General features: G+C 51.7%; 18 protein-coding genes. All 18 read right to left on the bottom strand.

Going from position 1 to position 18,721, the window contains the following annotated elements; genetic code table 11:
* Positions 1-19 precede the first annotated feature (19 nt).
* The 18 genes from X474_RS07110 to mreC all read right to left on the bottom strand — a co-directional run bounded on the left by X474_RS07110 (position 20) and on the right by mreC (position 18,630).
* Positions 20-523 carry a TRAP transporter small permease gene (locus X474_RS07110; protein WP_044347778.1) on the bottom strand — a complete coding sequence of 168 codons (504 nt, stop codon included), beginning with the start codon at positions 521-523 and terminating at the stop codon, positions 20-22.
* Positions 524-599: 76 nt separating this feature from the next.
* Entirely contained in the window at positions 600-1,652 is a 1,053-nt protein-coding gene (locus X474_RS07105; RefSeq protein ID WP_044347901.1) for a TRAP transporter substrate-binding protein, read from the bottom strand.
* Between the two features lie 355 nt (positions 1,653-2,007).
* Positions 2,008-2,499 carry a universal stress protein gene (locus X474_RS07100; protein ID WP_044347777.1) on the bottom strand — a complete coding sequence of 164 codons (492 nt, stop codon included), beginning with the start codon at positions 2,497-2,499 and terminating at the stop codon, positions 2,008-2,010.
* A 191-nt stretch (positions 2,500-2,690) separates the two neighbouring features.
* On the bottom strand, positions 2,691-4,739 hold the full coding sequence (locus X474_RS07095) for a 3-hydroxyacyl-CoA dehydrogenase/enoyl-CoA hydratase family protein (RefSeq protein ID WP_044347776.1): 2,049 nt from the start codon (positions 4,737-4,739) through the stop codon (positions 2,691-2,693).
* Positions 4,740-4,988: 249 nt separating this feature from the next.
* Entirely contained in the window at positions 4,989-5,750 is a 762-nt protein-coding gene (locus tag X474_RS07090) for an MBL fold metallo-hydrolase (protein WP_044347775.1), read from the bottom strand.
* A 14-nt stretch (positions 5,751-5,764) separates the two neighbouring features.
* Positions 5,765-6,679, bottom strand: a complete 915-nt coding sequence (locus X474_RS07085) for a PHP domain-containing protein (protein WP_082464208.1) — start codon at positions 6,677-6,679, stop codon at positions 5,765-5,767.
* A gap of 465 nt (positions 6,680-7,144) precedes the next feature.
* On the bottom strand, positions 7,145-7,558 hold the full coding sequence (locus X474_RS07080; protein WP_044347774.1) for a F0F1 ATP synthase subunit epsilon: 414 nt from the start codon (positions 7,556-7,558) through the stop codon (positions 7,145-7,147).
* Positions 7,559-7,647: 89 nt separating this feature from the next.
* Positions 7,648-9,057 (bottom strand): F0F1 ATP synthase subunit beta, encoded by a 1,410-nt coding sequence (gene atpD, locus X474_RS07075; RefSeq protein WP_044347773.1) that lies wholly within the window; start codon positions 9,055-9,057, stop codon positions 7,648-7,650.
* Positions 9,058-9,108: 51 nt separating this feature from the next.
* On the bottom strand, positions 9,109-9,990 hold the full coding sequence (gene atpG, locus X474_RS07070; protein WP_044347771.1) for an ATP synthase F1 subunit gamma: 882 nt from the start codon (positions 9,988-9,990) through the stop codon (positions 9,109-9,111).
* A 12-nt stretch (positions 9,991-10,002) separates the two neighbouring features.
* On the bottom strand, positions 10,003-11,517 hold the full coding sequence (gene atpA / locus X474_RS07065) for a F0F1 ATP synthase subunit alpha (RefSeq protein WP_044347770.1): 1,515 nt from the start codon (positions 11,515-11,517) through the stop codon (positions 10,003-10,005).
* The gene (gene atpH, locus X474_RS07060; RefSeq protein WP_044347768.1) at positions 11,517-12,068 is read right to left on the bottom strand and encodes an ATP synthase F1 subunit delta; all 552 of its coding nucleotides are present in this window, start codon (positions 12,066-12,068) and stop codon (positions 11,517-11,519) included. The genes atpA and atpH overlap by 1 nt, the downstream gene beginning before the upstream one ends.
* Positions 12,065-12,628, bottom strand: coding sequence for a F0F1 ATP synthase subunit B (gene atpF, locus X474_RS07055; RefSeq protein ID WP_052514964.1), 564 nt, complete (start codon positions 12,626-12,628; stop codon positions 12,065-12,067). Before atpF ends, atpH begins: the two co-directional genes overlap by 4 nt.
* On the bottom strand, positions 12,628-13,065 hold the full coding sequence (locus X474_RS07050) for a F0F1 ATP synthase subunit B (protein WP_044347767.1): 438 nt from the start codon (positions 13,063-13,065) through the stop codon (positions 12,628-12,630). Before X474_RS07050 ends, atpF begins: the two co-directional genes overlap by 1 nt.
* A 424-nt stretch (positions 13,066-13,489) precedes the next feature.
* Positions 13,490-13,912 (bottom strand): bactofilin family protein, encoded by a 423-nt coding sequence (locus X474_RS07045; RefSeq protein ID WP_044347766.1) that lies wholly within the window; start codon positions 13,910-13,912, stop codon positions 13,490-13,492.
* 250 nt (positions 13,913-14,162) lie between these two features.
* Positions 14,163-15,272 carry a rod shape-determining protein RodA gene (gene rodA, locus X474_RS07040; protein WP_044347764.1) on the bottom strand — a complete coding sequence of 370 codons (1,110 nt, stop codon included), beginning with the start codon at positions 15,270-15,272 and terminating at the stop codon, positions 14,163-14,165.
* Positions 15,265-17,181 (bottom strand): penicillin-binding protein 2, encoded by a 1,917-nt coding sequence (mrdA, locus tag X474_RS07035; RefSeq protein ID WP_052514962.1) that lies wholly within the window; start codon positions 17,179-17,181, stop codon positions 15,265-15,267. Before mrdA ends, rodA begins: the two co-directional genes overlap by 8 nt.
* Positions 17,178-17,720, bottom strand: coding sequence for a hypothetical protein (locus X474_RS07030; RefSeq protein WP_156360660.1), 543 nt, complete (start codon positions 17,718-17,720; stop codon positions 17,178-17,180). The genes mrdA and X474_RS07030 overlap by 4 nt, the downstream gene beginning before the upstream one ends.
* 61 nt (positions 17,721-17,781) lie before the next feature.
* The gene (gene mreC / locus X474_RS07025) at positions 17,782-18,630 is read right to left on the bottom strand and encodes a rod shape-determining protein MreC (protein ID WP_052514961.1); all 849 of its coding nucleotides are present in this window, start codon (positions 18,628-18,630) and stop codon (positions 17,782-17,784) included.
* Positions 18,631-18,721 lie beyond the last annotated feature (91 nt).

Genomic DNA, 18,721 nt, shown 5'->3' with positions numbered 1-18,721 from the left:
CCTTCAGCCGCCCTCCCTTTTACTCTTCCCTTTTTGCCGACTTTTCTTCCATATAGCTCTTATAGAGAACCTGAATTGTGCGGATGAACATCATCACCCCCATCAGGGGAAGGATGCAGTAGAGGATAACTAGTGGAATTTCCAAAATAATTGTTTTTTGAAAGGTGCGGGCCTGCATTAGCGCCATCTCATAACCCAGTTTGGCTATGAGAATAGCAAAAATCAGAACCGCAATATGGCTGCAATAAGCAAAGGTTTTTCTGAGTCTGGGGATCAACTGCACCGCCGCGTCGATGGTGATCATGGAACCGTTTTTCACTGCGGTGGAGAGCCCAATAAAAGTGGTCAGTATGATTATCTCCCTGATCAGCTCTTCGGACCAAGCCAGGGCGTAATGGAAGAAATAGCGCAGAATTACATTAATAAACAAGGAGAGAAGACCAACCATAACCGCCAGGTAAAGGGTCCACTCCTCAAACCATGACATAGCCTTGTCCAGGCTGTTCAGAATCCGACCAAACATTCCCTTGCCTCGCTCAGGGTGAAAGACTGGTCACCGGCGGGGCTTTTACCCCGCCGGCATCGATGTTTTTAGGCGCCTATTCGCTGTAGCCCAAGAATTTTTGGACCTCTTTCAGGTACTCGGCCCCAATCTGATCTGCGAATTCCTCGTGAACCTTGTTACCCTCTTTTTTAAGCGTGCCAAGGTCGGCCTCTGACAGATCCCAGAACTTAACCCCGGATTTTTTGGCTCCCGCTGCCGCATCCTCTTCCTGGGTCTTGCACTTGTTGCGATAATCTGCGCAGACCTCATGAATGGTTTTTACAAAGATCTTCTGTAAATCCTCGGGCAGGGATTTAAACCAGGCCTCATTGAAGATCCAGATGAAAAGACCCTGGGCATAGTTGACCGGAGTGTAGTTTTTGGCTACTTCGAACTTTTTGGTCAGGTAACTGACGATCAGGGTGTGATCCAGGCCTGTAATGACTCCCTGCTTCAGGGCGGTGGGAACATCAGGCCAGGGCATGACCACCGGGTTGAAGCCCCAGGACTTGTAAAGCAGCTTGTTAACCGCCGCCTCTGCGATCCTGAACTTGACCTTTTTGGCATCGGCAATTGTCTTGACCGGAATTGTGGTGGCCCAGCCATAGCGGCCATAAGCCGTGACGTCCAGACCCATGATGCCCTGGTGCTTCATGCCGTCCAAAAAATACTGGTAGAGTTTTTTGTTACCGGCGAACTTATCCATTTTTTCATAGGAGTTGATTAAAAAAGGCAGGTTCACAAGGCCCATCCGCGGGCCCAGGTTGGTAGAGGCAACCGAACTCACCGCCATTCCCTGAATGGCCCCCATTTGAAGCTGGTTCAAGACCTCCACCTCGCCTCCCAACATGGAAAATGGGATGTACTCGAAATAGATCTGGCCTTTGGTGGCTTTCCACAGGGCATCACGGATAGCAAAGCCCGCAAACACACCCTTGATGGCCGGGTGGCTGACATTGCTCACCTTGATTTTGTATTTTGCCCCGGAATAATCAAAATTTGCTTTCCATTTCGCGAGAGACGGCTTCTTGGCAAACGCAGTCGGCGCAACCAAGGCCAAGCTGATAAACGCCACTGTCAACAGTACTAACCATCTGGCAATACGCATAAGCCCACCCTCCCTAGGCAGGTCGGCCCTCCGGCCGACTATTAAAAAGGATTCCTGTTCCAGGGTTGCCATTGGTTGAAAAATTGAACCATAGACTTATTGGCCTTTCGGTCCGCTTTAGTTCCAACCAGTTTGCGGATACCTCTCGCCTCCTTTCCTTTTCCATCAACCCCTGCTATTTTTGTGGCATTTGAAACACTACACTTAATTTACCTTTAATCGGTATTAACCGTATGTCATCTCGGTTAGCTAGGTTTTTGGTGTTTTGAAGTCGCCTGATTTCTTTTTCAGGCGAAACGCCTTTGGATTTAATGGTTATAAATTGGAATAATTGATTTTTTTAAAAGGACGCAAGCTAACTTGGCAAGAGCGTGCCTTCGGCTCTGACCTTGCGTTGCCTTTCCATTTGTTCTTTGGAGTGCTTTACTAAAAGGACCGGAGCCTTGCATTTGGAAAGAACATAGCGGACCACGGAACCACCAAGAATCTCCTCCCACTCGCTAAGTCCACTCTGGGGTATGATCACCATATCATAATTTTCATCTTCAGCTATCTTGCAAATCAGGTCTCCCGGCAAGCCCTTTTCTATGCGGGTCACAAAATCCACTTCCGCCTTTGCAAAGGGTTCGGAGGCGGATTGCATAATCTTCTCGCTTCTTTTCATCATAGAAGCCAAAATGCGTTTTTGGTCCTCCGGGCTTATGCCGTGGCCTTCCAGCCTTTTTGTGTTAACCACATTTAAAAGAGTTATGCTCAAGGGTACGCGCCAGTTGAGTTTAAGCGCATATTCTTCGGCGGTTAAAGAGTTTCTGGCATTATCTACCGGGATCAAGACTTTGAAATTCATCGCCCACCTCGGTGCTAATTAGTTTTTCTGCTCTTTTAAACCTTTCAGGCGGTTTTCATTTTCCGCCTGGTTATTTGTCACCTCCCAGGGTCCGAAACAAAAGCCGCGTCTATGGCTTGGCATGAACTCCGCCCGGCAAGCAAATTAACGCCGGACGGAGTTTTTTAGTATCCAACCTTCAACTCTTAAAACTATTCAGCCGTGAATTGCGGACGCCTGCGTTCCACCAATGAGCTTAGCCCTTCAAGGGCATCTTTGGTTTTGAACATGGCTTCCAGACGATCCAACTCCAACTTCAATCCATCTTTCAGGGGCACCTTGCTCCCCTGATCCATAATCTCACCTGCCCACCGTATGGCTAAGGGAGCCTTTTTAGATAAAATCCCGGCCACTTTTCCAGCTGTGGTGTCTTTTTGCTCTGCGCCCGCACCGTTCAAAAGGGATTCCAGCCTTTCAGGATCTTCAAAGGCCATTGTAATTTCGGCCCATTTTCCATTCAGGACAGGCTTTTCGACGGTTTTCTTGGTCAAGGGATTGTTGCCGGCCAATTCCCTGATCTTGTTCATGGCCTCACCCTGGGGCACCAGGTACTCAACCAAACCCACCTCATGGGCCTGGGCCGCTGAAAGCACCTTACCTGTCATTACCAGGTATTTAGCCAGGGGCAGCCCCACGGCACGCAAGGAACGCTGGGTTCCGCCCAATCCCGGATAAATGCCTATACCGGTTTCCGGGAAGCCCAGGGAAGCCTTGGGTGTGGCGATTATGGTGTCGCAAGCCAGGGCCAATTCCGCCCCGCCGCCCAAGGCCAGGCCATCCATCAGGCAGACCACCCACTTGGGACTGGCTTCCATACGCAAAAACACATCCTGGGCGTCACCGGCAAACTCTCTGATCCTATGAACAGTGTTCCCCTTTATTTGCTTAAGGAAAAAGCCAATATCAGCACCGGCTACAAAGGCCTTGCCCTTGCCCCTTAAGACTATGGTCTCGACCTTGGGGTTTGCATTGGCCTTATCAAAGGCCTTGCCCAATTGGGCCACCACCGCCTCGTTCAGGGCGTTCATGGCCTCAGGTCTCTGGAAGATAATCTGGGCCAGATTACCCTCAATCTTTAGGTCCACGTAACGCACCGGCCATGCATCTCCAAAGGAAAGGCGCTTTTTCAAGGCTTGCGGGATGGTCAGGAAAGTATGCTGCCCGCAAATGCCATTGACCAGGTCGGCAACCTTTTCATTGCCTATTTTATTCATGAGCTCAAAGGGGCCCAAGGCCCACCTCAAACCAACCTTGGCGCCGAGATCAATCTCGGACATGCCGCATACCTTTTCATCAAGCATCTGGCAGCAGACATAAAAAACCACTCCCAGCAACCTGTCCTGACAGGCATTCAGCTTTCCTTCATCCACCTCCCCTTCCAGGGGCCAAGGCTGTTTTTTACTATATTGGGTCTTAAGCGCCTGGCTTGGGGAATAAAAATCTCCCAACTTGGCTCCCAGGGTTTCAGTGGAATGTAACGCAATGGGTATGCCTGAGAGGTTCATCAACTCAAACGGACCCAAACCGATTTTGAACGCCTTCTTGGCGGCAACCTCTATGGTGGGGATATTGGCCACACCTTCGTCTAAAAGCCTGGTGGCTTCGTTCAACCAGGGAACAAAAAAGCGATTAACCGCAAAACCAGGAGCGTCGGCAACAAAGATTTCATCCTTGCTTGCGACAGCCGCCAGCTCCTCACAAAGGGCAATTGATTCCTCATTGGTTTTTTCTCCGGGAATTATTTCCAGGAGCCGGTTTTTCGCCGAGTGGAAAAAGAAATGCAGTCCAACGAACCTTTCCGGATTTTTTATCACCCCGGCCAATTCACTGACGGAATGGGAACTGGTGTTGGTGGCAAGGACAGTCTTTGAGTCGACCACCTTATCCACCTGTTTGAAAAGCCTTCTCTTTACTTCAAAATCTTCAAATACGGCTTCTATGACAACTTGGCAATTCTGAAGGTCAGAAATGTCAGTGGAGGGTTTGAGACGGCTGAGAGTCGCCTCTACTTGATCGGGAGTGAAAACTTTTTTTGAGACTCCCTGCTGTAACAGACTGGCAATCCCGTCTATCCCACGCTGGACCAACTCCTGATTGATGTCGATCAGAACAACCTCAAGACCTTCCTGCGCGCACTTCTGGGCGATGCCAGCCCCCATATTGCCGGCGCCGATTACGCCGACCCTGGAAAGCTGTCCCATAGATACTCCAGATATCTGTTAGGCAAGTGAAGGGGATACCGTATACACGCTATCAAAACCCAGGGTCTTGGGTCAAGGCCCAATATCCACCATCCATACTAGTTATCCCGGTATTTTCCAAGTATTCAGATTAGTATAATTTTCTTTTTGTATGGATGAAAATAGTTTTAATTTCACAATCGGTGGAATAAACTCTGCGGATTTTTTCCGAACTACTGACCTGAATTTGATTTATCTTGGGGCCTGGTTTTAAATTTTCAAACAAAGCAAGTCCTTAGCCTCTATTATCGAGCCTGAAAAATACTTGCCGGCGCCTTTGGAGGCCAAATTTGGATCAACTATCCGATACAGGTGGCTGAGCAACAATTTTTTCACTTTGGCCGTTTCGGCCAACTCTCCGGCCATGGCGGGAAACATATGCCCTTTTTTAGGTTTTTCATCTGATCCTGCGCAATGAGCCATTACTAAATCCGCGCCTTGGCAAAAATCAGCCAATCCAGGATTATTTGGGCCATCACCTAAATATACAAGCTTTTTCCCGATACTCTCGAAACGCCAGGCCAGGCTGCTTGGCAGATGGTCCATCTGGTGGCTGGATATTTTTAACCCGCTTGCAGTTTCCAGTGAATCACCTGGTTTGAAAAACCGTTTTTGAAGTTTTTCCGGTCCCGGCTTTAGCCACTGGCCGAACACCCCCTCCAGTGCGCTCAGAAAATCCTCCATCTCCTTATGAGCAAAAAGCAAAAGCGGTTCTTTTCTGGCGGCCATATGCTGGTCATATTGCAATGAAAAAACTAAAGGAACCAGGTCCGCAATATGATCCGGATGGTGGTGGGAAAGAAATATGGCCCATAACCTGGCAGGATCATGGCCTGTTTCCAAAAAACGCCGCAAAGAACCCTGCCCGGCGTCGAGCATCAAAAGGTCCTCACCTGCCGCCAAAAGATAAGCGGCCGAAGAGCGCTCTTTCCGAAGTTCATTGCTGCCCGAGCCCAGGATAGTCAATTCCATGATAGATTTTTCTTTTACTGTTTAAGTTGGTTAGAGACCTCTTCCTGATTAACGGGAAGGCGGTCTAAACGGGATGCTGCCACCTTTTCCGCCCGTTGCTTTAAGGGCATAAGCAAACTTTTGGGCACCCTTAAATCTCCCAACCCATACCCCAGTTTAATATCCGGCTTGGGATCGCCGTGGAAATCGCTTCCACCGGTTATCACCAGGCCCAAGCGAGCGGCCAAATCCGAAAGACGTTTGCGCAACGCCTGATTATGTTCGCTGTATATTGCCTCAACCCCTTCCAGGCCAAGTTCCATCAGTTCCCTTATCAGGGATTCCAGACGTAAAAAAGCCAATTTTAACAGGCCGGGATGAGCCAGCACCGGCACTCCGCCGGCCCCGCGCAACAGGGAAATAGCCACGTCCGGTTTAAATTTAAATTTGGGAACATAAGCCGGCTTATCTGCTCCCAGCCAGCGATTAAAAGCCTCGGCCCTGTTTTTGGCATATCCCTTTTCGATAATCACCTGGGCAAAATGGGGCCTGCCTATCTGGCCTTGACCGGCGCAGGCGCGAACCTCATCCATGGTGATATCCAGTCCTAGCTGATTCAACTTTTCCACAACTTGGGGATTTCGTTCGGCTCTTGCCTGTTGCAGCCTCTCCAAAGCCGCCACCAACCTGGGTTCAGACGGATCTATACAATATCCAAGCATATGCATGCCACCTCTGAACCCGGCATCCACGCTGATCTCAACCCCGGGCACAACCTCAATGGGAAGACCTTTCCCGGCCTTAAACGCCTCTTCAATTCCGTTAATATTGTCATGATCGGTTATGGCAACTACAGCCAGTCCGGATTCGTATGCGGCAAAAACCACCTCAGAAGGGGTGTAACTGCCGTCGCTGGCCGTGGTATGTGTATGCAGATCAATTAAATCCATTATTTTTAGCCTCGCTAACAGCGCTATAAAAACAACAAATAAATAACGCTAACTCCATGCTACAGTTTATCAATCAAGGCTTGATTTTTCTCCTCTATTAATCCATACAGCCCAAGACTGCCATACAGTTTTATTGAAAAATCACCGTATAGAAATACTCGACTTTTACTGTCCTGAAAACCAACCGGTTTTAGTTTATTTTTATCATTCAGCGCTAATGCAAAATTCACCTTAGCATAAAATATGGGAATAAAAGCTAAAATAATAGCAGGTTATAAGGTGTCCTGATGCTCGGTTGGTAAACGGCTTGACTGCCTTTCATGGAAAACAGCACAATTTGAGGCGACTCTTAATTTTTTAGCGGATGTCGGTAACTAGCATCATAAAAGATTAAAGGCCTTTTCGGAAAATACCGAAAAGGCCTTTTACTTTTTGTCACCCGTATAATTAAAAAGTGTTAAGCTTCTACAGCTTAGCCTTGTCTGCCATGCGTATACGCAGCATAGCCCGGTGTAAGGCTGCCTGGGCCTTGACATAGTCCCGGCCCTCGGTTTTGGCTTTTTCTATACGCTCTCTGGCACGCTCGGCTGCTCTTTCAGCTCGGTTCACATCGATTTCGCGGGCCAATTCGGCTGCTTCGGCCAGTACAGTCACTTTTGTTCCGGTGACTTCGGCAAAACCACCCGCTATGGCTGCGTATTCGGTGTTACCGCCATCTTTGAACCGCATCTCGCCTACGGCCAGGGAAGCCAGAAAGGGTACGTGACCATATAACACGGCGAACTCTCCGTCTATACTGGTGGCCACCACCACTTCCACTTCCTTGCTCAGCAAGAGCTTGTCCGGGGTCACGACTTCCAACAGTATTTTATTGGCCATAGCCTGTCATTCCCGCTGTCTGTTGGTGCATGGGATTGCGAAATCTTCGCAACCCCAAGGCACTGATGTGCTTCAAGGGTCCGGACTGCCTAGGAGGCCTTGGCCATCTCCTCAGCTCGTTCCCTGGCTTCCTCAACGCTGCCCACCATATAGAAGGCCTGCTCGGGAAGATCGTCGTGCTTGCCGTCGATGATCTCGCGGAAACTACGGACCGTGTCTTCAAGTTTGACGTATTTACCGGGAGTGCCGGTGAAGACTTCGGCCACGTGGAAAGGCTGGGACAAGAACCTCTGGATACGACGGGCGCGGGCCACGGTGATTTTATCTTCATCCGAAAGCTCGTCCATACCCAGAATGGCGATAATGTCCTGCAGGTCCTTATATTTCTGCAAAATGGTCTGGACCTCGCGGGCGGTGCGATAATGCTCCTCGGTCAGATAGTTGGGGTCCAGGATCCTTGACTGTGAATCCAGGGGGTCCACCGCGGGGTAGATGCCCAGCTCGGAGATCTGGCGGCTGAGAACCACGGTGCCGTCAAGGTGCGCAAAGGTGGTGGCCGGAGCGGGGTCTGTCAAGTCGTCCGCAGGCACGTACACACACTGCACAGAGGTAATAGAACCCTTGCTGGTGGAGGTGATCCGCTCCTGAAGTTCACCAAGGTCGGTGCCCAGTGTGGGCTGATAACCCACCGCGGAAGGCATACGTCCCAAAAGGGCGGAAACCTCGGAACCGGCCTGGGTGAAGCGGAAGATATTGTCGACAAACAAGAGCACATCCTGGCCCTGCTCGTCTCTGTAATATTCGGCAGCGGTCAGGGCTGAGATGGCCACGCGGGCGCGGGCTCCCGGAGGCTCGGTCATCTGGCCATAGATCAAAGCGGCCTTGCTGATAACGCCGGAGTCCTTCATCTCGTGGTAAAGGTCGTTACCTTCACGGGTGCGTTCACCCACACCGGCGAAGACCGAGATACCACCATGCTGCATGGCGATGTTGTGGATCATTTCCATCATGATGACGGTTTTGCCCACACCGGCACCGCCGAACATACCCATTTTACCGCCGCGGGGGAAAGGCACCAGAAGGTCGATAACCTTAACACCGGTCTCCAAGACGTTGACCGTGGTGTCCTGATCCACCAAGCTGGGAGCCGGGCGGTGAATAGGGTAATACTGATCCGTCTCCACCGGTCCCAAACCATCCACCGGGCGCCCCACCACGTTGAGCACGCGGCCCAGGGTGGCGTCGCCAACCGGCATCTGGATGGGCTTTCCGGTGTTCTTCACAGGAAGGCCTCTTTGCAGGCCCTCGGTGACGTCCATGGCGATGGTGCGCACCGTGTTGTCACCCAAGTGCAGGGCAACCTCAACGACCAGGTTGTCTTCCTCGTCGTTGATAGCTGGATTAGTGATCAGTAGGGCTGTCAAAATGGGGGGTAGATCGCTTTCAAACTCGACGTCCACCACCGGCCCGATGACCTGTTTGATTTTTCCGGTCTGCATAATGAACGAGCCTCCTATAGAAGAAGCGTTATCCTTCGAAGGTGTTTTAACCTAGCCTGCCTTGAGAGCTTCAACGCCACCGATGATGTCTACAAGCTCCATGGTAATGGCAGCCTGACGGGCCTTGTTGTAAAGCATGGTTAAGTTATCAATCATGTCCGAGCAGTTATTGGTCGCATTATCCATGGCAGTCATGCGAGCTGCGTTTTCACCTGTCGAGGTCTCCAGCAAGGCGCTGTACACCCTGACATTCAGAAAACGGGGCAAAAGGTCGACCAGGATTTCCTCGGCCGATGGCTCGGTGAGATATTCCTGACCGGCATCGGCGCCCTCATCCCCTTCCAAAGCCTCGGGCTGGATGGGGAGAAGCCGCTCTACGGTCGGCACCTGGGCGGCCATGGATTTAAACTTGGAGTAAAGGACATACACCTCGTCCACTTCACCGGCGAGGAATGCGTCCAGCCCGAGACGAGCCACGGTGACCGCCAGATCAAAGTCCACGGAGTTCATCACCCCGGGCATGTCCTCGGCGATCGGGTATTCGCGGTTTTTATAATAATCCCTGGCTTTTTTACCAACCATGTAAAGATTGACCTCTTGGTCGGCCTCTTTTTTTTCCTTGACGAACTTGGTTCCGGCCTGAATCAGGTTGGCGTTAAAAGAACCACACATACCGCGGTCAGACGAGATCAAAATCAAGCCGACTTTGGTTACGGCCTCCGGCACGGCCAAAAGGGGGTGGCTGTCAGGATTGATACCCTGGGCCAGACTGCCGAGCACTTCCGCGAATTTTTCCGCATAGGGCCGGAATTTTTCGGTCTTGTCCTGTACTCCACGCAGTTTGGCAGCAGCCACCATATTCATGGCGCGGGTGATTTGCCGGGTCTTTTTGACCGCAGAGATCTTATTTTGAATGTCGCGCAACGCTGCCATAACGACCCCTCTTTATTCTGCGGGCTGGAAAATACCGTCGAACTCTTCCAGCGCCTTCTTCATCTTGGCTGTGAGGTCGTCATCGAAAATCTTCTTCTCTGCCAACTCATTGAAGATTTCCTCGTGACTGGATTCAAAGAAGTCGTAAACCTGCTTTTCATAGTCAGCCAGGGATTCGACCGGGTATTTATCCAGGAAGCCGTTGGAAGCCGCAAACAGAATGGTCACCTGTTTGTGCATGGGCAACGGCTGATACTGGGGCTGCTTTAAAATTTCCACCATCCTGCGGCCGCGGTTAAGCTGCTGCTGGGTTGATTTGTCAAGGTCGGATCCAAACTGGGCAAAGGCCTCGAGTTCACGGTACTGGGCCAGCTGCAGACGCAGGGTGCCGGCAACCTGGCGCATGGCCTTGACCTGGGCGGAACCACCCACACGGCTGACCGACAGACCCACGTTAATGGCCGGGCGGATGCCGCTGAAGAACAGGGAAGGCTCCAGATAGATCTGACCGTCGGTGATGGAAATCACGTTGGTGGGAATGTAGGCCGAAACGTCACCGGCCTGGGTCTCGATGACCGGAAGAGCGGTCAGGGAACCGGCTCCCAACTCGTCGCTCAGTTTAGCCGCCCTCTCAAGCAACCTGGAATGGTTGTAGAAAATGTCGCCCGGGAAAGCCTCACGCCCCGGTGGACGGCGGAGCAGCAGGGAAATCTGACGATAGGCCACGGCCTGCTTGCTCAAGTCATCGTAGCAGATGAGCGCATGACCGCCGCTGTCCCTATAATATTCACCAATTGAGCAGCCCGAATAGGGGGCGATGTACTGCAGGGTGGCCGGGTCTGAGGCGCAGGCGCTGACCACACAGGTGTAATCCATGGCGCCGTGGCGGGTCAAGGTGTCAATAACCTGAGCCACGGTGGATTTTTTCTGCCCCACAGCCACGTAGATGCATTTCACATCCTGACTCTTTTGGGCGATGATGGCGTCAACCAAAACAGCAGTCTTGCCGATCTGGCGGTCGCCGATCACGAGCTCGCGCTGCCCGCGGCCCACAGGGGTCATGGCGTCAATGGCTTTGAGGCCGGTATAGAGCGGTTCGTGCACCGATTTACGGGCGATAACGCCCGGGGCCACCATCTCGATGCGGCGGCGGTGCTCGGACTCAATGGGCCCCTTGCCGTCGAGCGGGTTGCCCACAGGGTCGATGACCCTGCCCATTACGGCGTCGCCCACCGGAAGGTCGGCGATGCGGCCGGTTCGTTTAACCGGGTCGCCTTCCTTGATGTGCTCGACCTCACCCATAACGGCGACGCCTACGTTGTCTTCTTCAAGGTTGAGAACCATTCCCAGAATGCCGCCGGGAAACTCCAGCAGCTCACCGGCCATGGCCTTCTCAACACCATGGATGCGGGCAATGCCGTCACCCACCGAGAGCACGGTACCGGTCTCAGAGACCTCGACCTTTTTATCGTAGTCTTTAATCTGCTCCCGGATAACCTGGCTTATTTCTTCAGCTCTGATCTGCATTAGGCGTATTCACCCCTTCTTAGAGATTCCCTCAAGCTCTGAAGTTGAGACTTGACGCTGCCATCCAGCACCAGATCCCCGATCCTGGCAATTACGCCACCGATCAGGCTGGGATCCTCCTTCACCTCGACCTGTACTTCCTGGCCCGCCACCTGTCTAAGCACTTCCGAGATACCGGATACCTCGTCATCGCTTAAAGGCGCCGCTGATGAGACTTCCGCGCGGGTTATACCCTTGGCTTCATCCAAAAGTCCTGCGTAAACTAGACTGATATCCGCAGCCGCGGTGATGCGTCTCCGATCCAGCAGAAGTTTAAAGAAGTTGGCCACAATGGGGCTCAACCCCATTTTCTCTACAATTGTTTCCAAAATTGCCTTCCGGCTTTCCAGTTCAAAAACCGGATTAGCCAAGACCGGCATCAAATCCGCCGTATCGGTCAACAGAGCAGCCATTTCAACCAATTCGCGACCATACTGCTCCATCAGACCGTCTTCCCGGCCGATCTCCAACAAGGCCTTGGCGTAGCGTTTTGCAACGATCTGGCTGGTCACTGTACCTCCTGCCCCACCTTGGCCAGATAATCCTTAACCAGGTGTTTCTGGTCGTCAGCGGTTATATTTTCTTTAACCAAATCTTCAGCCAGGGCCGCGGAGAGATCCGCTATCTCTCTTCTCAACTCGGCCTTGGCCTGCTTGGTTTCCTGCTCAATGGTAAACTGGGCCTGGCTTTTAATCCGCTCGGACAAAAGGTGAGCATCTTCGATGATGCGGGCTTTTTCCTTGACGCCTTGCTCACGGTACTCTTCCAGGATGGATTCCCTCTCCGACTCGGCATCCTTCAGGCGCTGCTCCATGAGTGCGTAGTCGCGCTCGGCCCGCTCCCGTTTGGCTTCAAGCTCTTCCAACTCGTCTTTGATAGACTGAGCCCTACCAGCCAGACCGTTTTTCAAGGGTTTTTTCAACACAAAAAACAAAACTCCGGCCAAAACGGCAAAGTTCATAATTCGGTAGACAAAATCCATCATCATGGCGTCACCGCCGCCGGAAGCCAGCGCCACACCGGGCGCGGCCAACATAGCCAAGCTAAAAAGCAGAGTAAGTCGGCCTCTCATCACTGGATGCTCCTTCCAAGTAGCTTTTCAGCCAAATCGGTTCCAAAGGATTTAACCTGGCTTCGCAAGTCTTCCCTGGCCTTGCCGATATCCTCTGCGATCTGGGAACGAACCTCCTGAACCGCCTTTTCCATCTCGGCGGTGGCCATGTCTATGATCTTCTGCTCTTCGGCCCGGCCCTCGGCCCGGTGTTCGTCCTTGACCTCGGCCCCGGCTTTCCTGGCCTTGGCCAGTTCCGTTTCCATCTCCTCATTCTTGGCGGTCACGCCCTCTGAATTGGTCTTTATATCCCCATTCAGTTGGGCCACTTTTTCGGCCCTGGTGCGCAGGATACCGCGTATGGGCTTGTAGAGAAGAAAGTTTAACGCAACCAGGAGAAAGAGGAAAATCCCCACCTGGACCAAAACCACAAATAAATCAACATCAATGCTGACCATATAGACAGCTCCTCGAAAAGCGCCTAGTTGGATTAGCCACGAAGAATATGAACACCAGAACCGCTAAGCGATGCGAGCTCTGTTTTACTTATAAAACAATATCTTTGATTGGACACAAGAGCCGCATCCAACCGGACCTGCCAGATTCATTATGCTCATTATCGGCTGAGCAGCAATTTGTCCAGTCAGCACGATAAAAAATCGAGCTTGTGATTTTTCGGACAGGATGCGCACTTCTACAATATTTTTTACATACCTGTCAAAGTTTTTTTTGTGCTAACCCGACGACATGTCCGCAAATTACCATATGGTTACACGTCATTGAGCATGATTTCACAAATCATAGCGAATTGTTGGGGGCTTCCAGTAAATCAGGGACAACTGAGAAAGCCCCCAATAAAAAGAGTCCCAATCCGGGCAGAGCTTATTTTCCGGCAGCCAGAAGAGTGACCTTTTTGGCCTCTTCCAACACCTCGCCGGAAGCCATGGAGCAGTGTCCTTCAAAGTTGACGCCTTCGTCCATCACTACTAAGGGCGCGCTAATATTACCCTTGAGCTTACCGGGCACTGTCAGTTCAATACGGTCGGTGGCGTTAATGTCTCCAATGAGCTCACCGCTGATAATGACCTGGGCAGCTTCCACATTGGCCTCTATTTTGGCCGTGGGTCCGATCCAAAGCCTGCCGGTGCCCTTGATCTGACCTTTAAAGGCGCCATCCAGCCGGGCTTCGCCCGTAAAAGTCAAGAGCCCCTCCAAGGAGCTGTCACTTCCCAAAAACACATTCACGTCTTGATCTTTGCGGCGTTTAGCCACCTCACTCCTCCAGACCGTTCGCATACGATCCATAAGTTTTCCGCCACAAGTGGATGCTAACAGGAAAAGTTCTTTACGCAAGCAATACACAAGCCGGAATTGTAATTATCTAAAATATACTATTGCTGGGCGTTTAAGAGCCTTTTCCCTGATTAAGCGCACGCAACCACCACCTGAAAAGGACTGGTATGTACGCTCGCACCTAGTATTCAACTCAATATATAACTCAATATAGACTAAATCCACCAGGGAATACTTTATACAAAATGAAAGGCGACATCAATCAAGGACGCGGATGAAATACAAATCTGCGCATGCACACCCCTTGAATCAACCCTAAAACAGCCATGGTGGATACCAGGTTCGAGCCTCCGTAGGATATGAAGGGCAAGGGTATGCCCACCACCGGGAAAAGGCCCAACACCATGCCTATATTGATAATCGCCGGCCAGAAGAAACAGGCCACCGCTCCGACAACCATCAGCATACCCAACTTATCCTTGGCCCTGCCTGCGTGCATCAGCCCACGGTAAATAACCAGAGCTAAAAGCAACAGGACAATGACCGAGCCGACAAAGCCCCATTCTTCCGCCAATACGCTGAAGGCAAAATCCGTATGCTGTTCCGGAAGAAAATGCAACTGGCTTTGGGTGCCTGCTGCATAGCCTTTTCCCCAAAACTGACCCGATCCCACGGCTATTTTTGACTGAATCAGGTGATATGAAGCGCCAAGGGGGTCGGAATCAGGATCGAGGAAGCTGAAAATACGTCTTTTCTGATAATCCTTTAAAAATCTCCAGGCCACCGGCAATATGGCCAGGATGCCGCCGGCGGCCAAACCAAGCGAGGTTAGTTTCACCCCGTTGGCCAGAATCACGCTGGTTCCCACAATCAGAACCAGCAAGGCTGTTCCCAGGTCAGGCTCCTTAAGGATCAGAAAGGCGGGAATGGCTATGAGGCCAAAAGGGATCACCAGCTCTCTAAGCTTCAACGGTTTTCCCTTGTCGTTTCTATGGAAATATTGAGAAAGAATCAACACCACAGCCATTCTGGCTAATTCCGAGGGCTGAATCGGCATGGGCCCGATAAATATCCATCTCTGTGACCCGCCTATCACCCTCCCCCAGATCAACACCGCCAAGAGGGCAAGCACCACCAATCCATAAAATATGTAACTCAGGCTGGCCAGCCGATGGTAGCTGATCACCGCAAAAAAAAGCATGGCGAAAAGCCCCAGGCCAAACCAATATATCTGTTTCAAATACACAGGGGTGCCGTGCTGGGGAAAGGAACTGGCCGCGCTGTACAAATTCACCGCGCCCACCCCGGCCAATAAGAACAAAAGCGCCAAAAGCACCCAATCGAAATCGGTTATAAGCCTCCTGTCAATCACCGCTCACCTCAGAAACACCAGCCGCAGCCTGTATGGTCTCTTTTTTGTTAATACCGAAAAATTCTTCCATCACCTTTTTGGCCACAGGACCGGCATCAGAGCCTCCGTGCCCGCCGTGCTCAACCACAACAGCCACCGCAATGGTTGGATTTTCAGCCGGTGCATAGCACACAAAAAGGGCATGGGAGCGATATTTCCAGGGAACATCTTCTTCCTTGCCAAAACTTCGCTCAAACTTCAGCCCAACCACCTGGGCCGTACCTGTCTTGCCGGCAACGGTGATTCCTGGCAGGCGAACCCTACGGGCCGTTCCCCTGGGAGAATTGACCACATCCACCAGCCCCTGATGTATGGTCCTTAAGTGTTCGGGCTTGATATTCACCTTGGTGGTAACCGCCTTGGGTGCTGGAACCGGATCTTGTTTTCCGCTCACCACCATGCGTTTTACCAGAGTGGGAGTCACCAGCCTCCCGCCATTGGCCACAACAGAGACCATGCGGGCCAACTGTAAGGGTGTAGTCAGGTTGAACCCCTGGCCAATCGCCGCACTCAAGGTCTCGCCTTCATGCCATACTTCGCCGAACCGCCTCTTTTTCCAGGCAGTGCTCGGCACCAGCCCGATTGATTCATGGGGCAGGCTTATATTGGTGCGTTTACCCAGGCCGAAGGCCTTGGCATATTTGGCCAGGCGGTCGATGCCCAGCTTCTGCCCCAAGCGGTAGAAATATACATCACAGGATTCGGAAAGAGCCCTTTGCAGGTTGACCGTGCCGTGCCCGCCTTTTTTCCAGCATTTATAAAACCTGCGGCCAAAGTGAATCTGTCCCGGACAAAAAAAGGTCGTCTCAGGGGTTATGACCCCCTCTTCCAGTCCGGCGGCGGCAGTAACGATTTTATAGGTGGAACCGGGAGGGTAATTTCCGCTGATGGCACGATTTTTCAAGGGGTGTTTTTTGTCGTTGGCCAGGCTCTTCCATTGACCGCTGGTCATACCCCATATGAAATTGTTCTGATCAAAGGTGGGAGAGGAATAAAGACAATAGACTTCACCATTTTGAGGATTCATGGCCACCACTGCGCCCGTTTCGTCGCCCAGGGCCTTGGCGGCGGCCTTTTGCATATCAAGATCAATACTCAAAACGAGGTTATGGCCCGAGGCGGCATCAACTTTATCCAGAAGGTTAAGCTCCCTGCCCATGGCGTCAACTTCAACCTGGCGGGCGCCCCTTTTCCCGTGCAAAACCCTTTCATAAGCACTTTCCAGACCATACCGCCCCACATAATCGCCGAGCCGATATACGCTTTTGGGATAACGGGAAAGTTCCTTGCTGTTGATCTCTCCGAGATACCCCACCAGATGGGCGGTTTCACGGGCAGCCAAATAAGCCCTCCTGTATTCGACCAAAACCTTGACGCCTGCCAACTCATAGCGAAAGGTCTCCAAGATCGCCAATTGCTCCCTGTCAAGATGAGAACGAATGCGAACGGGTTTAAAGGGAGGCTGCCCCTTGGCGGCAAGTCGCGCCTTTTTTATCTCCTCTGTGGTTATTCCCACCAGCTCCTGTAAACGCCTGGAAAGAAGTTTCCAGTCAGGTACATCCTCGGGCACTACGGCCAAGGTGAAGGTGGGCCGGTTGTCTGCCAACAGCCTGCCCTTGCTGTCCAAGATCAGGCCTCGGCTCGGAGACACATCAACAAGCCTTACCCTGTTGTTTTCGCTTAATTTTCTAAAATGGTCACCTTGTAGAAGCTGCATATACCAAAGCCGGGCAATCAAGGCGGCAAAAGCCAGGCCCACCAAAAGGGACCCTGCCAGAAGGATTTTCTTGGTTACGGGCGACTGTCCGGACTCAGCTGCTCGCGCCTTGTTGTCCAGCCAGACAGATGAGTTTCCCTTATATAAATTCAAACTTCCAAGCTCCTTTGCTTGGGGAAAAATCGTGTAAACAAGCGGACCAAACCTTCTAAAACGGCAAAGAAAACAGGTGCGGTAAGGGCGCTCAGACAAACCTGGGCCAAGACCATTCCCGGCGAATCAAGCAAGGGTGCGCTTTGGCTGTCCATCAAAATCAGCCCGCCGGTAACTACCGCCTGATAGACCAGGCTGTTCAGACCCACGGCCAACATTTCCAGAAAACAGGAATTTATCTCCAGTTTTCTTTCGGCGATGGCGCAACCGGCAAAGGCCATCATATAGGCCACTGTTTGCAGCCCCATAACTCCGCCGCTTAACAAATCACTGGCATAGCCGAGCATAAAAACCAGGCAGCCGCCCCATATCAGAGGGAGTTTGAATCCGGCGGACACCACTATCACCAACAGCGGCTGCAAGCGCAAAGGGCCCAGGCTCCACCAGGAAAGCAAAGTGGTGCTTAATACTAAAAGAATAAACGACAAAAGAATAGTGGCCAAAAACCTGGGCCACATGCTCTGTCTTTTTTGCGGCATCAAAAGGCTTGACCTCGCTATTTATATGAAAACCGCATTAAGGCCAGACGTCAATGCGGTTTTAGGAATCAGCTTCAAACTCTTTTTTTCTCAAAATCACCAGGACTTCTTCCAATCGATCAAAATTGACCGCCGGTTCCACTTCTACATTCAGGAACATGCCCTTGCCGATCTTTTCAACATTATTCACCACCCCGACAAACAGGCCTGCCGGAAAGACTCCGGCAGCTCCGCTGGAAATGATCTTGTCACCGGCCTGCACATCACCGTTGTGCTGAACATATTTGAGGCGCATGCCGTCTGAGCCCGCGCCCTCGATAACTCCCCTGACCCTGCTGCGCTGGACCATCACATCCATACCTGCGTTGGGATCGGTTTGTAAAAGCACTTTGGAATAATTCCGGCTTGTCCAGATTATACGCCCCACCACACCCCCGGTGTGAATGACCGGCATCTGGGAGCTTATGCCGTCTACTGTCCCCTTGTTTATGACTGCCGTGTGAAACTGATAGGTGGGATCAAGGGCTATGACTTCGGCGGCAACGACTGGATAATCGGCGGCTTCTTTCAGGCCTAAAAGACCGCGCAGGCGGCGGTTGGTGCGTTCAAGTTCCTGGAGCCTGACCAGATCCTGCTCCATTTTGGCCAGTTCTTTTTTCAGAACCTGGTTTTTCTTCTGGGCGTTGACCAAGGCAAAATAGCCGCGCCATATGTCATGGACATAGTCACCCGCGGCGGTGACGGCCCTTTGAAAGGGACCAACCACCTCCAAAACCAACCTTCCTCCCCAGGAAGAAGCCTGTTCCCTGCCGGCGTTCACTGAATATAATGCCAGTGCAGCCAGCAGAAAGGCAGCAATCAAAAGGGAGAAGCGAAATCTGCGCCAGAACCTCACTTTTGCCTGAATCAACCATATGATGTTCCCGTTTTCCGTACACTAATAGGACAAGGCACAAAAAAGCGGGAACAAATCTTTAGATTTGCTATTAAAAAGGGGCTAC

Origin of the sequence: Dethiosulfatarculus sandiegensis (assembly GCF_000931935.2) — a bacterium.
Lineage (GTDB): Bacteria > Desulfobacterota > Desulfarculia > Desulfarculales > Desulfarculaceae > Dethiosulfatarculus > Dethiosulfatarculus sandiegensis.
The sequence above is the reverse complement of the archived record's forward strand: the minus strand, read 5'-3'. Positions and strand labels throughout refer to the sequence as shown.